Annotated in this window: 15 protein-coding genes; 1 reads left to right on the forward strand and 14 read right to left on the reverse strand. The window is 61.6% G+C overall.

Annotated elements, in window-relative coordinates; genetic code table 11:
* Positions 1–1,476: 1,476 nt before the first annotated feature.
* Positions 1,477–1,944 (forward strand): hypothetical protein, encoded by a 468-nt coding sequence (locus N018_RS12060; RefSeq protein ID WP_229631368.1) that lies wholly within the window; start codon positions 1,477–1,479, stop codon positions 1,942–1,944.
* A 151-nt stretch (positions 1,945–2,095) separates the two neighbouring features.
* Here N018_RS12060 and N018_RS12065 read toward each other — a convergent pair whose 3' ends face one another.
* The 14 genes from N018_RS12065 to N018_RS12130 all read right to left on the reverse strand — a co-directional run bounded on the left by N018_RS12065 (position 2,096) and on the right by N018_RS12130 (position 16,009).
* Positions 2,096–2,449, reverse strand: coding sequence for a DUF3085 domain-containing protein (locus N018_RS12065; protein WP_025389721.1), 354 nt, complete (start codon positions 2,447–2,449; stop codon positions 2,096–2,098).
* 143 nt (positions 2,450–2,592) lie between these two features.
* On the reverse strand, positions 2,593–3,405 hold the full coding sequence (locus tag N018_RS12070; protein WP_025389722.1) for a hypothetical protein: 813 nt from the start codon (positions 3,403–3,405) through the stop codon (positions 2,593–2,595).
* A 474-nt stretch (positions 3,406–3,879) separates the two neighbouring features.
* Positions 3,880–4,272: a hypothetical protein gene (locus N018_RS12075; RefSeq protein WP_025389723.1), complete on the reverse strand. Its 393-nt coding sequence runs from the start codon at positions 4,270–4,272 to the stop codon at positions 3,880–3,882.
* Positions 4,273–4,293: 21 nt separating this feature from the next.
* On the reverse strand, positions 4,294–4,506 hold the full coding sequence (locus N018_RS12080) for a hypothetical protein (protein WP_025389724.1): 213 nt from the start codon (positions 4,504–4,506) through the stop codon (positions 4,294–4,296).
* 408 nt (positions 4,507–4,914) lie between these two features.
* Positions 4,915–6,486, reverse strand: a complete 1,572-nt coding sequence (locus N018_RS12085) for a DNA cytosine methyltransferase (protein WP_025389725.1) — start codon at positions 6,484–6,486, stop codon at positions 4,915–4,917.
* 532 nt (positions 6,487–7,018) lie between these two features.
* Entirely contained in the window at positions 7,019–9,031 is a 2,013-nt protein-coding gene (locus N018_RS12090; RefSeq protein ID WP_025389726.1) for a DNA topoisomerase III, read from the reverse strand.
* Between the two features lie 279 nt (positions 9,032–9,310).
* Entirely contained in the window at positions 9,311–9,751 is a 441-nt protein-coding gene (locus N018_RS12095; protein WP_025389727.1) for a single-stranded DNA-binding protein, read from the reverse strand.
* 76 nt (positions 9,752–9,827) lie between these two features.
* Positions 9,828–10,352 (reverse strand): DUF3158 family protein, encoded by a 525-nt coding sequence (locus N018_RS12100; RefSeq protein WP_025389728.1) that lies wholly within the window; start codon positions 10,350–10,352, stop codon positions 9,828–9,830.
* On the reverse strand, positions 10,349–11,128 hold the full coding sequence (locus tag N018_RS12105) for a PFL_4669 family integrating conjugative element protein (RefSeq protein ID WP_025389729.1): 780 nt from the start codon (positions 11,126–11,128) through the stop codon (positions 10,349–10,351). The genes N018_RS12100 and N018_RS12105 overlap by 4 nt, the downstream gene beginning before the upstream one ends.
* 322 nt (positions 11,129–11,450) lie before the next feature.
* On the reverse strand, positions 11,451–12,674 hold the full coding sequence (locus N018_RS12110) for an STY4528 family pathogenicity island replication protein (RefSeq protein WP_025389730.1): 1,224 nt from the start codon (positions 12,672–12,674) through the stop codon (positions 11,451–11,453).
* 3 nt (positions 12,675–12,677) lie between these two features.
* A complete protein-coding gene (locus tag N018_RS12115; protein ID WP_025389731.1) occupies positions 12,678–13,238 on the reverse strand; it encodes a DUF2857 domain-containing protein in 561 nt (186 codons plus the stop codon).
* 15 nt (positions 13,239–13,253) lie between these two features.
* Complete coding sequence (locus N018_RS12120) at positions 13,254–14,897, reverse strand: ParB family protein (protein ID WP_025389732.1); 1,644 nt, start codon at positions 14,895–14,897, stop codon at positions 13,254–13,256.
* Positions 14,890–15,150 carry a hypothetical protein gene (locus tag N018_RS12125; RefSeq protein WP_025389733.1) on the reverse strand — a complete coding sequence of 87 codons (261 nt, stop codon included), beginning with the start codon at positions 15,148–15,150 and terminating at the stop codon, positions 14,890–14,892. The genes N018_RS12120 and N018_RS12125 overlap by 8 nt, the downstream gene beginning before the upstream one ends.
* Complete coding sequence (locus N018_RS12130) at positions 15,134–16,009, reverse strand: ParA family protein (RefSeq protein WP_025389734.1); 876 nt, start codon at positions 16,007–16,009, stop codon at positions 15,134–15,136. Before N018_RS12130 ends, N018_RS12125 begins: the two co-directional genes overlap by 17 nt.
* Between the last annotated feature and the right edge of the window lie 14 nt (positions 16,010–16,023).

Genomic DNA, 16,023 nt, shown 5'->3' on the forward strand with positions numbered 1-16,023 from the left:
AGCCCACGCAAGCGGGGAAGGGTGCGTAACCCCGCGATGGGTTGATAAGGCGAAAGCATCCGCCACCGGACAGGCCGGTGGACGCTCGCAGGTGGATGCGGTGCGAGCTGGCTCGGTCACGCAGCGGGAGCTGCGCCGCAACCTCGAAGACCGATGGTTGCCTGGCATGTCGCTGACAACGTCAGCAGGCATGGGGGCAGCATGGGCGGAGCTTACTCTCGGGGCAGCAATGAATCGGCAACCGATCGCTTCCCTTTGTCCAGGTCGACCATCGTCTGCCACAGCAGTTGCAGCGGAAGCGACGAAATCGTAAGAAATATTCTTAAAATTCAGATGTTTAGCGAATTTCCTAGTCCAGCCCCCCGCACCGGAGACTTTCCTAAAGTTGTGGTCAGGCATAGTTTCGGTAAAGTGGTGCGGCGCGAGCCTCACTCTGGAGCACTCATGCCTAACTATGCAGATGCTTAAGTGCTACACCCCACCTTCTCGCGTAAGACTTGGTACAGAACTTCACCGCACCCCCTCAGACCGCGCCGTCCGCCTCTACGAACCGACTAAGAGCCACCCGCCATGCCGAGAACCACGCATCGCCTAATCCAGCCGACGCCACAGCAAGCGGCGCGGGCGCTGTCTCGCTGAGCCACGCTTATCGCAAGTCGCCCACAGACAAGCACGTCATTTCAATCACTACCAGGGAGGTATTCACCATGAAGCTACGCACTATTTCCGCCACTATCGCACTGGCTGCGACTTTGGGCCTTGGCCTGAGCGCTACAGCTCGCGCCCAGGCGCCGGACCCTTGCACGGTCTTTCTTTGCATGGCCAGCGTGTCCGGCTCCGGAACGCCGACTCCCGAATGCTCGGCGCCGATCGCAGTCTTCCACGCTATCCAGGTATGGAGCCCGCAGTTCAACCCGCCGGCCACGGCGGAGGCACGCCGGACATATCTGACGACATGTCCAGGCACGACCCCAGCAAATCAAGCCATCGTGGAATCCATTATCGAGAAGTGGGGCTACAGACCTTGACTGGCATCGCCCGCTGACCCATAAAAGCGCTTGTTTCTGAGAATTTGCGGGGATACCGCTACACCCCTGTTTGCATGGGTATCGCGCATTTCCTTTCTGTGCCATTGCGCTTCTATGCATCGGGCGGTGGGAAGTGAACCCACTCCCTTTTATATGTTCGTCCGCAGGAAAGCGCACTACGCTTCTACGAACCGATTAGAAACCACTCACCATGCCGAGAACACACATCGCCTAATCGCGCTGCCAAAATAAATAACTGTTTGTCTTAACCTACAGAGGAAGTTCGTTTTGCATACCGCCATCAAGATCGTCGCCATCAGTAGCCTTGCCTTTACGCTTGCTGCGTGCGGCAGCGCCAAAGACGCCAACAAGAGCAACTTCAGCAAGGCCATCCAGGCGTACCTGGACACTCAAGAAGGGCCTATGCGCTTCGATTCCTGCAAAGGGCTTGCCGTTCACCCTGGCGAATCAAGATATGCTGAGCGGCCAGAACAAGAAGCGCGCCGATGCGCTGGTCGATGCCGGACTGTTGACGAAGCGAGACACCGAAGTCAAAGCCATGTTCGGCAACAAGATGGAGCCAGCCACCGAGTACCAAATCACTGACACCGGTAAGAAATTCCTCGTCGCCAACGGTGCGAACACGCTGGCTGGGCAAGATGCCTTCTGTACCGGCAAGTACACCGTCGTGGAAGTGGACAACTTCACTGAACCCAGCGACATGATGGGCGTAAAGCTGTCGCAGGTGAACTACCGCTACAAGGTAGACGGTGCAGAAGACTGGGCCAAATCGGAAGTCATGCGTGCCAACTACAAGAATTTTGCGGAACAGACTCAGGGAGACATACAAGCCAAGGCGGCGGTCATCCTGACCAACGATGGGTGGATGCATGAGCGTCTATTCAAGCGTGGATAAAGAGCGCTGAATAAGTTCTAAAAAAAGGCCCTTCATCATAAGTGAAGGGCTTTTTTCTTCTGGCTGCTGCATCAATGCCCGGAACAGTCCGGATGCTGGCTTACTGGGGATATTGCCGACCACTGGCGAGGGCCGAGTGGCGGTTGCCGCGTTACGCGGGAGGCACCGCCTCCAGCGATAGATGCGTGGCGGTGGCGGAAAGCACCAGGTCGTCAGTGGTGTGCAGAATGCGAGTGAATAAGCTGTCCTTCGGATCAAGGTACTCGGCGAAGTCATCGCCGCCCAGTTCGGCGAGCGCTAGTTCCCACCAGTTGCCAAACGGGTCTGTATCCGGATTGCAGCCGACGGCATAGGCTAGCAGCTTCACCCGCCCATCCGGGCGGCGCTCGCCGTTCTCGGCGAGGAAGTATACGCCTTGGTCCTTGACCAGGATAAGGCGGCATTGGCTGGCGATCGCCTCGGTCAGCACAGGGCGAAGGTCGGCCCCTTTGAATCGCAGTGACATAGTCGAAATCTCCTTCGTGGACTAGAGAAAAGGCCCTCCACCCGGATGGATGGAGAGCCTGTGGGGCACAAGGCCAGAGGGACTGAAACGCCGTGATGAGGGTTCGGTTCAGCCGAAGAACCGTCTGGCTTCAGTGCGGGGCGTCATGCCGGCAGCGCTTGGCGCGGTCGAGTCGCCTTCGTGTTGATGACGCTTACGTCGATCAGGCGCCAACGCCCGTCATCGATGAGTCGCTCCAGCACTTCGCCGAGCATGTCGAAGTACACCTCGTCATGCCGATCGATCAACTCGTCGTCTCGGTGCAACTCCACCACGTAGGCATCCCCTGCGCGGTCGTACAGCACCGTTACACGGCCCTCGAACTTCGCGGTCGAGACCGTGAAGCTGATCGCCGGAGGTGTCTCGATGATCTTGGACGGTTTCGGATCGACCCAGGTGAAATCCCGGGCACCGGCATCGACCAGCATGTGGGTGATGCGCCGGAAGCCATCGGGCGCTGGCATTTCCTCCAGTTGCTCGATGAGCTGGCCCAGTTCCATGCACTGCGGTTTGGGGATAGGCAGCTTGGCCGGTGCGGAACCAAGGATGTGCGTCTTGACGGTGTAGGGAATGCCGTCGGACGTCATCTCGGTGCGTACTTCCGGGGTGTCCGCGCGCAGTCCGTCGAAACGGCGCCGCGCGTAGGGTTGGACATGCACCTTGGCGCCTTCGGAGGGAACGACGGTCACCAGTTTGGGATCGAGCACAGCGAACTCGCTGGGCTTGAGCTTGACGACGATGGCGTCATCAGTCGCCACGACCACGCGCCCATCGAAAGGCATGGGATCGATGGCGAAGCCCAATGTTGAAGACTGCGGCTGATCATCGAATACGCGGTACTTGAACGACCGCACATTGCGAGGTACATGGCCTGCGACAAGCGTAGGCATCATAGATTTGATGAGGGAACGGTCCATGGGAAACTCCTTGAGGAAGAATCAAGGGATTCCCCACCCGCAAGGGAGAGGTCCCTTGTGGGTGGCGTGGATGGACGCGTCCGCGTCCGTGGAAAGAAACGACCAGTGCGGTTTCCCGCACTTGCAGCCTTTAAGGTCTCGGCTGCCTGGGCATGTGTCGGCAACGCCGACGAACATGCAGGGAAGAATGGCGCTGCAGCAGGCTGTCGGCTCGAAGAAAATGACATCGCGCCGCACCCGCTTTTCAGCGCATTGCAGGCAAGAAAAAGACCTGATGAGTGGTTGGCAAGGTCAGGCTTCGGACACGAAGTGGCGTTTGCGCTGACGCGGGAAAGAACACATGCTGTGCTGATTTCTGGCTTTGGGTCAGGCCTTGCGCTGCGCGACGTGAAAGAGCTTGAGGGACATGGCCTAGGCGGCACATGTCCCTTGTGGGTGGGTGAGCGAAAGGCAGTGTTATTCCGGAGACCGGCTTCACCAACCGCTGTAATTCAGTATCAGGTCGGCGAGTACCTTGCGATGTTGTAGATCGAGACCGCCGAAGTCGGCAAGCCCATGGAATCCGCAACGTTTCAGAAGCGCGCCTCCCTTGCGCTCGTTGTAGAAGCTGACCATCGCGGCAAGAAACATGCGTTCCCCACTGCTCAGGACGCTAATGGCCTTGCTGATCCTTGGCACGTCGGGGCACATATCCCATTTGTCGCGTGCCAGGTTTAGCCCTTCGGGTGTGCCATCGCCAAACCATTGAGGCCCAGCGAGTTGCACACCGCGTTTCCAGGCATGGAGAAACGCATCGGACGCCGCAGCGAAATGCCGCTGCTCCTGTGCGATTTGATCGACGATTTCTCGAGGCAGATGCTGGTTCATGACGTGGCTCCTCCAGTTGGATCAGGGATTGGCCAGTTGGGACCAGCCGCCACTTTCGAGGGCGCTTTGAGCTGCGGCATAGCTTCGGAAGTACTCGCGAGATTCCCGCGAGACGGGACCTTCGCTATTGCGTGTGCCGATGTAGTGGCCTGCGGCGCTCTGCAGGACTTCGAGCGGCAGTAACTTGCCGCAATAGATCAAAGCCAATTGGCCGAAAGAGGCTTGTTGGGACATGAGTGGGCTCCTAGGAAAGCGGGGCCTTGTCCCTCACGGGATGGCAGCTCCCGCACGCGGTCGAAAAGAACGCATCAGCGTCACAAGACGCGTGTCCGCAGACTCGATGCGACGGCGGACTGGTGGGTAGCACGGGAGAACCCCGCGGCGGCCTCGAAACTCAGGCTGCTGGCATGGTGCTGACGGATCAGCGACACATGCGGGCAGCGTCGCGCGCGGGCCGGGCCAAGTCAGCGGAAAATTGGAACCCGTTCCGGTCCCGATTGATGGCCGCGAAAAAGAAAGCCCGGCATCGAACTGGCGGATGGCCGGAGTGGAACCTGCAGCAGCCTGGACAACCTGGCTGCTAGATGCTGCCGACATGTCGAGCGTGCCGTAAAGAGAATGGCGTGCCTGGGGTGGCGAGCATCAAACCGAAGCGGTCAACCTCTTCTTGTGCAGGCACTGCACCAGCCGCTGACCCAGCCACGCGACGCAGGGCACGGCCATCGAGTTGCCGATCGCCTTGTATCGCGGGGCATCTGTGGCGGGCTTGCCGCGATAAGGGACCAGCGTGTAGTCGTCGGGCATGCCTTGCAGCCGCTCGCATTCCAGTGGCATCAGGCGCCGCACCTGCCATTGCGACCAGTCTCCCAGAACGGGATCATTCCAGTCGTACCGGAAATGCGCCTCATAGTTAGGTGCCAGCACATGACTCTTGTCCACGCCATCGCCACTGATGCGCAGTGCGGTCGATATGCCGCCGCCAAGCTCGGCTGCAAGACCATGCTGCCTGCCCCGCAAAGCAACGCAGGCCACCATCGGCACCCCGTAGCCTGGCCTGCCATTGGACAGGATGGTGCAAGCCACCTGCCCATGGCCTGACTCAAATCGCACTTCGCCGCGATTGTTCTGCGCGAATGCGATAGCCGGTACCACTCCTGCGTTCGCATGGCTGTGGCGATGCCCGCCTGCACGCAGGGTTGGCGCCCAATCCACTGTCGCATCGGCTCCACAACCTTGGGCGGTGAAGGCAATGATCGGCGCACCTTTGCCCGTACCTTCTTCGCCGCTGCCCTTGCCCCCGTTGGCGGTGTCGAGGGTGTGGGTGATGCTGCCGGCGACTGACAGCGCCATGAACGTCTCCGTGCGGATGTCATGCTTGGTGTCCGCCAACAGGCATGCGGCCACATCGACAGGGCCGATGCCTTCACCGAATCCAAACGTCGTCTTGACCTTGCCGTAGTGTTGCTTCAGTCCCCTGAAGTCGCCTGCTGCCTCAGCGCCAAGTCCAGCAGCGCCGGCAGTGCCTTGCCACGGCGCGAAGCCCGGCGAAGGATGCCCGCGCAGGCCTGCACGCTCAAAAAGTATTTCGGCGGGATCGAAACCATCTCCACCACCTGCCACAAGAAACACACGCTTGCGACGTTGGGCGACGCCGAAATATTGAGCGTCGAGCACGCGCCAGGCGATGCGGCGCCTGGGGCCAGACACGTAACCTGCGTGCGTCCATTTTTCCCCTGGCGGTTCGAGCGCACGGCTTTCTCCGGCCAATGCTCCCAGGAAATGCCCGAAGGCGTTGCTGCGGTCGTTGAGGACGCCTGGGACGTTTTCCCAGACGATCGTGGCCGGCGAGCGGTGTTTTTGGTGACGGGCTTGGTCGATGGCATTGGCTAACTCCACATAGGCAAGGGTCAAGGCGCCGCGCGGGTCATCCAGTCCCCGGCGCGCGCCGGCCACGCTGAACGATTGGCATGGCGTGCCGCCGACCAGGATGTCGGGGGCCGGCACGGTACTGGCCTGAACCTGGCGAGCGATCGTGGTCATGTCGCCCAGGTTGGGCACATGCGGGTAGTGGTGTGCGAGCACGGCGCACGGGAACGGCTCGATTTCGGCAAACCACGCGGCTTCAAGGCCGAGAGGTTGCCAGGCGAGGCTCACGGCCTCGATGCCGCTGCACACGCTGCCGTAAAGCAGCGGCGCGCAAGGTTGAGGGTGCATATCGGCTCTCCTGTTCGTGTGGCCCAGGCCAATGGCCGGGCCGGGATGTTGATGGGCAGGAGAAAGGCGCCGAAGGCCGCAGGGCCTTCGGCTCGGGAGAAAAGAAGAAGCCACCCGTGGGCTGATTTGCAGGCCCGGTCGTCGCTAGAACCGTCTGCTGTCAGCAATCACACCCGGCCCATGTCGTGGCTGGGGCCGGCATCGTCTGGCGCACATCCGCGCACAAAGGGAGCCCGTTTTTGCGCCGGCGGGCACCGGCACCGAATACCGCTGACCGCAAGGGGTCTCCCGATGGCTTGTGTGAGCGGGCAAGCCATCGGGGGACCCTTCGCAGAGGCGGAAGAAATGCAGATCAGCAGCGCGCGCGTGGCGCGATTCTTGGAGGAGTTACCTTCAGGTCCCGCGGCCGGGGGCGGCTCGGCGGGACGCGCACACGGATCAAGAAGGCGATGTGCGCTGGGCGTCCCGAAAGGGCGCGGGACACGAGCCATGCCGCAGAAGGCGAGCACGGCTCACGGGGGAGAGGGGTCGATCAGGAGCCTTTGCGGCCGCCACGGCGCGGACGTGAGGCTGCGCGCTTAGACGTACCGGATTCGACTGGCAGCGTGCCTTTGCAGTCAGGGTAGCGATTGCACGACCAGAACGGGCCGCTTTTGCCGATGCGCTGGCGGGTAGGTGCGCCACATTGCGGGCATGCCGGCCCTTGGGGAACCTTGATGGACAGGGACGCGCTACCGTACTGCGCGATCAATTGTGAAATCCATGCGGCCTGCTTGCCAATGAACACGTCCAGCGTGAGCTGGCCGGCTTCGATCATGTCGAGTGCTTGTTCCCAGACAGCGGTGGTGCCTGGATCGGCAATTGCCGCCGGCACCGCGCCGATCAGAGTGAAGGCCGCGTCCGAGGCGCGGATGGCGCGCCCCTTTTTCACAAGGTAGCCACGTGCGATCAGGCCGCCGATAATGTTGGCTCGCGTCGCTTCGGTACCGATGCCGACCGTATCCTTGAGCTTCTGTTTCAAGCGCGGATCCGAGACCAGCTTGGCAACGCCTTTCATGGACTTGACCAACTCGCCCTGCGTGTAGGGTCGAGGTGGCAACGTCTTGAGCGCCTTCAGATCCACACCGGTCACTTGGCACGCCAGGGTCTCGCTCAGCGCGGGCAGCACCTGGCTGCGCGCAGCGGTATCGCCTTCCTCATCTGGCTGAGGCTCGGCCAGAACCAGGCGCCAGCCCTTGACCACGACCTGCTTGCCGGTCGCTGCCAGTTTCTGCTGGCCGCAGGAGAAGTTCGCTACGGTGCGGTCGAACTCGTGATGAGGAAGGAACTGTGCCAGGTAATGCGCGCGGATCAATCGGTACACGGCCAACTCCTTCTCGCTCATAGCCGAGAGGTTTGCCGGTTCTAGCGTTGGGATGATGCCGTGGTGCGCCGACACCTTCGCATCGTTCCAGGCACGCGAACGCACGGAGCGGTCGAGCTGGTCCATGATCGCTCGTAGCGAGGAATCGGTCTTGAGCAGGCTGTCGAGGACCGTGGGCACCTCGGAGAACATGCTTTCAGGTAGATATCCGGAATCCGAACGGGGGTACGTGGTGGCCTTGTGCGTCTCGTACAGTGCTTGGGCAATGTTCAAGGTTTCCTGCACGTCCAGCCCAAGCTGCTTGGAGCACACCTCCTGCAAGGTGCCCAGGTCAAACGGAAGCGGCGGGCTTTCCCGCACGCGTTCGGTTTCGACCGAGACCACCTGGGCGCTGCCGGCCGCATGTACCTGCTGCGCGGCCTGCTGTGCCACCGGCTGCTGCAGGCATCGGCCGGCGCCGTCGGTGCAGGCGTCGGGCGGGATCCACTGCGCGCTGAAAGCCTGGCCGCCTGCGGATAGGGACACGTCGATGGCCCAGTACGGCACGGAGACGAAGGCGGCAATCTCCCGGTCGCGGTCCACCACTAGCTTGAGAGTTGGGGTCTGGACGCGCCCGACTGACAGCACGCCGTCGTAGCCGGCTTGGCGCCCCAGCACCGTGAACAACCGGCTGAGGTTCATGCCCACGAGCCAGTCGGCGCGCGAGCGCGCCAGCGCCGAGTAGTACATCGGCAGCGTCTCGGCCGATGGCCGAAGCTTACCGAGCGCGGTGCGAATGGACGTATCGTTGAGGGCTGACAGCCATAGCCGTTCGATGGGACCGCGGTAGCCGCACAGGTCGATAATTTCGCGGGCGATGAGTTCGCCCTCGCGGTCGGCATCCGTGGCAATGACCAGTTGGGTCGTCTTAGCCAGGAGCGCTTTGACGACTTTGAATTGCGTGGCGGTCTTCGGTTTGACCTCGACCCGCCAATGCTCGGGAATGATAGGCAACTGCTCGATGGACCAGCGCTTGAGCTGCTCGTCGTAGGCTTCGGGCGGTGCCGCTTCGACGAGATGGCCGATGCACCAAGTGACAGTGACGCCGGAACCGCTGAGGCAGCCTTCACGGCGCTGCGTGGCGCCGAGAATCCGACCAATGTCTTTGCCCTGGGAAGGCTTCTCGCACAAGAATAGCCGCATGTCCGTCCGCTCGATTTCCGTGGTTCATTGAGTTGCTGGAATCGAGGATGCCGAGCGCTGCCAAGAGCAGCAGCAAACAAGCCGCATGCTGCGGCGACCGCTTTCACGGAGGATGAAATCGCTTTGGAGAAAGACGCGTAGCCGGAAGTGCGCGGGCAGGGAGCCGAGGTATACGGGAGGGCGTGGACTTCGGTGGACGTAGGTGGAGCTATCCCCTGGGGATAATTTGTGGCGAGCGGAGGAGGGCGGAGCACTGCGGCGTTCGCCCTCCATGCAGGGTCATTTCCTACGTTTCGCCTCTTTCGTCGCAGTCGTTTCCTGGGCGGCTTGGGGCTTCGTCTCTGCCTCTTGGGGCTTCGGGCTAAGGGTCACGGACTCAATGCGGTACGGCAGGATGCCGACGCTACGCGCGTTGATTTGCCAGGTTTCGCGTGGCTGATCCTCGTTGTCCGTCCAAGATTCACGCTCCATGCGGCCGACGACCAGCACGCGCATGCCTTTCTGGTACAGATCCTTCCAGTGCTCGGCATCGCGGTGCCAGAGTTCGACGGGCGCCCAAAAGCCTCCGCGATCGTCGAAAGAACCGTCCTTCTTGGGAACGGGGTTGTCGAAATAGACGTTCAGGCGCAGGAGGCGGCTGGGCTCGTCGTTGCCATTGGGGAATTCGCGATATTCCGGTGGCGAGCCGATGTTGCCTTCGCCAGAAAAATGCGTGCTCATGATGCAATCTCCGTGGTGGTTGAAATGCCCGTGCCTCTCCGGCCCCAGGCGCGTGCAGGAATGCCTGGCGCAGTCATCAATCGCGCATCGCGGCGGGGAGGGACGTGAGCCGACGCAGATAGGCGGCATCCGCTTCGCTGGCTTTGCTGGCGCATTCCTGCGCCTGCCTGCCCAGGGTGTGCAGCAGGCTGATCTGCATGTTCAACGTGATGCGCTGAAGCTCGATCGCGTGCAGATCGGCCAGCAAGTTGACGGGCGTGCTGGTGCTGGCGATCAGTTCCTGCCACAGCGCCACGCCCATGGCCGACCTGTCGTGCCTGCGCCACCGCAGAAAGGCCGTGCCTGCGCCAGTGGACTGCTGGGCCAGTTCAATGGACAGCAGGTGGAACGGGTGCCCGCACGCCTGTGACAGCACCTGTCGCTGCGCCAAGGCAATCAACTCGTCGCGCATTGCGAAGCACTGACTGGCCCAGGTCTCGAAGGCCCCTTTACCTTTAAAAGGCTTCAAAAGGCCTTTTAGAGAGGCTGCATGTTTCATCCGCATGAAAGCAGCCTGTTCCAGTGGACGGAAACAGCGCGGTTCCCGATTCGTGTCGTTCATGCCTGTTCGTCCTCGACGGTGCTGGCCTCGGCCGGATCGGCGGCAGTGCTTTCGTCGGTGGGAGGTGCAGCTGCGGCAGCGCTATCACCGCGCTGTTGGAGCCCGCGGCGCACGATGGGCGGCGAAAACTTCGAGCGTCGTGTGCCTTCGAGTACGTCTTGCGGCAGCTCGCCGAATTTTTCCAGCGCGACCCGCGCCGCCGCATTCTTGGCCGCGAAATCATCCCGAGTGCAGCCCGAGTAGCGGTATTGCTGTGCCAGGCTGAACAGGCTGCGCAGAGCATGCGCGCCCTCGTTGAGCCAGCGCTCCAGCGTGCTGCGGTCGATGAGTGCGGTGTGATGGGCAAGGATCAGCTTGCGGGCGATGTCGTCATAGTCGGCAAGGAGATAGACCGCAGCAAAGCCGAGCTGGGCGTTGACGAAGAGGGGCAATTTAACCGGCTGCACGTTGAGGTTCTCGCCCAGGCTCAATGCGGCGGGGACGCCCGCCAATGCCTGGTCCACCTGTTCGCGCAGCGATTGCAGCGTGGTTTTGGTCTGGTCGAGTTTTTCCTCGATGCGCAACATCCACCAATCGCTGTATGGGTCGTCCTGCTCCGAGCCGCGCTTCATCTTGTTCATCACGGCGATGTAGCCGTTCAGGCCGACGATGCCCGGTCGCCCCTCGGCGGCAGCGCGGCCATGCCAAATGCGGGATGCGTGATGGGTATGCAGCGTCAGCGACATCGCGCTGCGCAGCGAGCCGAGATTCAATTGCAAAGGTTCATTGGTTGCCATGGTCTGTCCGCTCGCTTTGGAAAAGGAGCAGCCAGCATTGGCATGCGGCAGAAGGCCGTCAGTCAACAAACCGAAATCGGCCAAGCCCCGGTTTAGGGAGTGGCCGCTACGAGCGACGCGAGCTATCCCCAGGGGATAGCTCCATGGCGCGCCAAGGAGCGCTGTTCGCCAAGGACAGGCCGCGCACATATGATCCAGTGCATGGCATCTCGATGCCTGCCCCATATCTGCTTGGCGTCTTGCACATCCGAGCGGCTATCCCCAGGGGATAGCGCTCCTGACAGCCACAGGCATCTGCTTCATGATCTTTCGGTCCGACAAGTCAGGCCTTGCGCAGAAGGTCGCGTAGCTGTTCGATGTTCTGCCGGGCTACCTCGGTCGGAACCACATTGCGCGGTGCCACTGGTGGCTCATTGCACGCAGGAGGAGGAGCCAGTGATGCCATCTCGGCTTGCTTGGCCCACGCATTGAACTCACCCCGGATTGCGCGCTGGATGATGCCGAACAAATATCCCGCTGGATTGCGAATGGTCGAGCCTCGACAGCGGTCCGCCCATTCATCCAGCACGGCTTGCCGCAGTGACGCATCGACCTGCTGTAACGCAACCAATGCGCCCGCCTGCTGCTCTTCCTTCAGCGCGAGGAAGCGATCAGGCATGCGAACATCCGGCGTCCCTCGCACACGCTCACCCTCATGCGCGGTAGTACGTATTTTATTATTACTTTTACTACGTACAGTACGGTCCTGCTTCGGATTCCGAAGAGTGCCGTCGTGCCTGGAATTCAGCCCCGCTTCGGATTCCGAAGAATGGTGTTCGCCATTCCGAAGAAGGCTTGAAGCCCCTTCTTCGGAATCGTGGGTGGCGTCTTCTTGTGGATAACTCTCGCATACAGCTATGCCTTGTTGAGCCAGGCGTTCGGCAAGCACCTGCAGGCGCGATGGCAACGTGCGGCCTGACAGCAGCGGGTCTTCCGCGATTTCCTTAAGCGTGTTGAGTCCAACCATTTGCACAGCCTTTGCAGAATGGCTCAGTGATTGGCTGACCAGCTCCAGATAGTCGGCGTCAAGCTGTATCGCCTCGAACGGAGTCAAGGGCTCATCGTGCAGCACATACAGGTTGCCGAGGATGCGTCCGGTCTTAGGGTCGCGGCGTCTGCGCACCAGACTCAACCAGCGTGTCAGGCGCAATAGCGTCAAGGCGCGGGCCACGGTTTCGTGGGAGGCTTGTCCTGCGCAGGGCGTTGACGCTAGCCATGGTCGAAGTTGCTCGTATGTCGGGAACGCGGTGACGCCATCCTCGTTGAGCATCATCCGGAACACTTGCCATGCATTGCGCTCCAGTGGCGTCAGACGTCGATCGAGGAACAGCCGCCGCGGTACGCTCTCATGCCGATTGCCGCTGAACAGGAAACCGTCTCCGGACGTACGCGCAGACGCGGGCTCGCTGATTTTAGGCGTAAGGTCTTTCAGCGCGCTGTCGAACAAATCGGCGAGTGCTACGGGGCCTTTGCGTGGTGCTCGCGACGTTGCGTCATCCACGGCCATAGGTCATCCCAATCCTTGGTCGATCCAGTTTTTGATCGTGGCCCACACCACCGAAAGCGGCAGTGACATGGCTTCTGCCAAGTCCATGGCCGCATCGAGAATCGAGGACTCGTCCTCCATATCGACGTGTCTGCTGCTGGTCACGGCCTTCCACTGCCGCCACAGCTCCGTGTCCTGGGCTTCGTCTAAAACGGCATGGCGCCCCTTGCGTTTGGGCAGGCCGAGGACTTCGCGGCGAAGGGCGACCTCCTGGTGGGTCAGACCGTAGAAGCGGCTCACCATCTCCGTACTTGCTGCCAGCCTGAGCATGCGATCAACCGTGGCGATTTCCTTCTCCACGTCCTTCGCCTGCTTGAGCAGCCGAAGGAGCACTTCGCGGTTGACCGTCACGGAACACCACGAGACGCTGGCGTTTGCCAGTACGCTTATCAGCACCGGGTGCTTGAGCGCATCCAGCTCTTCCTCACCGAATCCCATGGATTTGCAACGACGCAGTTGCCCATTGCGCAGGTCGTAGAGTGCCTGGGCGATGACCGCTTGGTTGAGGGGGTGGGGTGCAGACATGCTGGTCTTCCTCGTTCAAGAATCGGGAGCCGTGGCACCGGCTTCCAGATCCAGCAGGCGTCGGGCCAACCGCAGCAACCGGAACAGCTTGACCAGCGCGGTATCGCTCAATCGCCTGGTGAAGTCGCCTTGACCGTGTAGCAGTGTCGGCAGATCGGTGACGAGTTGCTCGTTGGGGCCGGCATCGGCCGGCTGCTGACCGGCTAGAGATCCCAGCAACGCCAGCACGGCATGTTCAAGCTGCCAGGGTGCCTGGGCGCGACATGCGAACCCGATGCCGTCGGGACGGTCCTCGATGAACTCGTCCAAGTCCGCCTCGCCGGCGATCTCGCGCGCGAACTGCGCGATATGGATGCGTAGCCGGTCTGGCGCGTCCAGGCCGGGTTCGATGTACCAGACGTCGGAGATGGGATAGAGGCCACCGGCCTGTACTGGGATGGACTGCAATACGTTGGCTGAGAAGTCCGGCGGTACCGCATCGCCCAACTGGTCCGCGATCATCCGTTGGATGGACTGGAGCCGCTCTGTCGTTGGTGCCGGCGAGACGATATGGTCTTGCAGCAGCTCTCCAGCTGCTGCTGCAGGGTTTCCGGCGGATGCTTTGCCAGCGTCCGTATCATTTTCGCACGTGATGGGGTCGCCCGCTGACCGCGTTTTAGGTGGCGAAGGAGTATCGGTGGACGGCGCCGGTTCGACAGGCGGTCGCGCGATGGCTCCAGGCTCAGGCAATGCGGGCGGTGCCGACGGCGGCGTCGGTTGGCTAACCAGCGCACGGTGGCGGCTCTCGGATTCATTCAGGTCCAAGGCCAGCACATCGTAATTGACGCCCAGCAGCTCTGACATCTGGCCGATCAGTTCGTCCTGCACCCGCTGAGGAGCAAATTCGTCCGCCTGGATGTCGAACTGCGACAGCACCTCCTGAAAGAAATTGTTGAAGTTCAATGGAAGGGAGCGACTTTTGGCGTAATACTCCCAGGTGCGCTCGCAGGCCTTGCGCATGACCGAAAGCCGCTCGACCTGATGACGGCCCAAGCCTCCATAGAGCACGGTCGGAATCGCAGGTAGTAGGTAGCGCACTGCATCGGCCATGCGGCTTATGTGCGACTGCTGTACGGGATAGCCGTCGGCAGCGAGGCGGCGGGCTAGTTCGGACTGGCTCAGCGTGGCGCCGCTTTCCTCTTCATAGAACTCGCGGGCTTTTTCGACGCCCAAGGCGCGCTCGATGAACGTGAGGCCGCCGCGCAGCTCGTTCTCGGCGAGGTGTCCGGTCAGCGCGACGATTTCTCCGCGCGCAGGCCAGGGCCGGAAAAGGCACGAAATACGGAAGAAGCGCTCGTCCTTCGTCTCTGTCCAGAGTTCACGTAGGATCGCGAGCCGCGTGTTGCCACCATTACGAATGATGTAGTGCTCGTCGCCCGGACGGCGCGTGATAGCAGGTGCTGCATCCAGGCCGCGTTCGCGGATGGACGCCTTGATTTCTTCATAGGCTGGGTTGCGCTTCATTCGCGGGTCGTGGTCGTAGGGCCGCAGCTGGTCCAGCGTCACGACCATCGGTGTATCGGCAATCGGGTCGCTCAAGGCCGTGACCGATGGACCGCAGCGCTCGAACCCGGCTGCAAGCAGCTTGCCGGCCATGTCCTGGGAGGATATCTCAGCCATCGCCTCGTCCCTCGGCGTTAGCGACCCTTATCATGCTGGCCTCGCGCTCGGCACGGCGGATTTGCGCACGGGCGTTGAGGGGCGCCCGATGGTCGCTTGCGGTTGAGCTGGTGTAGATGGCAGCGCAGCCGGCCTTGGTGAACTTGAGGTGTCCGCCAGGTGTACGCTTGACGTGCCAGCCTTCGCTCGTAGCAAACTCGATCAGAGCGCGCAGGCGCTTATGGCCACGGGCCAGTTCATGTACGTTCGCCATGGGGCCTCCCAGTTTCAAGAGGACGCGCTGGACGGCCGGAGACTTGGATAAATTTGTCTTGCCACTCAGGGAACAGCTCCCCGGCGAGCGTGCGCATGGTGTCGAGCGCGGCGGGCGCAATTCTGCCCGGTGGCTGGCGATGCTCGACGCGATGCACCGGCAGACCACGGGTAGCGGCGCGGGGATAGGCTTCAATGGCTGGCACGTTGGTACCCAGCACGCGAATGCCAGCATGGTTTTGAAACAGGTCGCGCAGCGCCTGTTGGATCAGCCGCGCGTTGATGGATACGGAATGGACTCGATTGATAAGCAGGTGCAGCGGAGGCGGTTCGATGCCGAGGTGTCGATACGGAGCGATGTCCTCCAGCAACTGCATGGTGCCACGCCGCAACTCACGGGCCGCAAGGATTTCCGGAGTGACGGGCGACAGTGCTAGGTTGGAGGCCAACACTGCCATCTCCAGCAGCACCGAACGCGCGCCCTGCGTATCGATCAGCACCAGGTCATAAAGTGGTGCCAGCGCCGGCAGCATGTGGCGCAGCCGCAGGCGTCCATCTGGAGCATGCAAGAGCAAGGTGTTCAGTTCACCTCGATGGTCATTCGAGAGCACCAAGTCCAGACCTGCGATGATGGTGCGGGACACGAGTCGGCCGAGGTCGCGTTCATTGAAGGCCAGCAACTCATAGATGCCGCAGGGTGCGCGGTGGGCCAGTTCATAATAAGAGGAAAGCGTGGGCTGCACGTCGAGGTCGAGCAGCAACACGCGCAGTCCCGCGTCTGCGGCGAGCCCGCCGAGATTGGCGGCCGTGGTCGTTTTGCCAACGCCGCCCTTGGTCGAGATGATGGATACAACCTGCATGGTGCTCTCCGTCT

Origin of the sequence: Pseudomonas syringae CC1557 (assembly GCF_000452705.1) — a bacterium.
GTDB lineage: Bacteria > Pseudomonadota > Gammaproteobacteria > Pseudomonadales > Pseudomonadaceae > Aquipseudomonas > Aquipseudomonas syringae_F.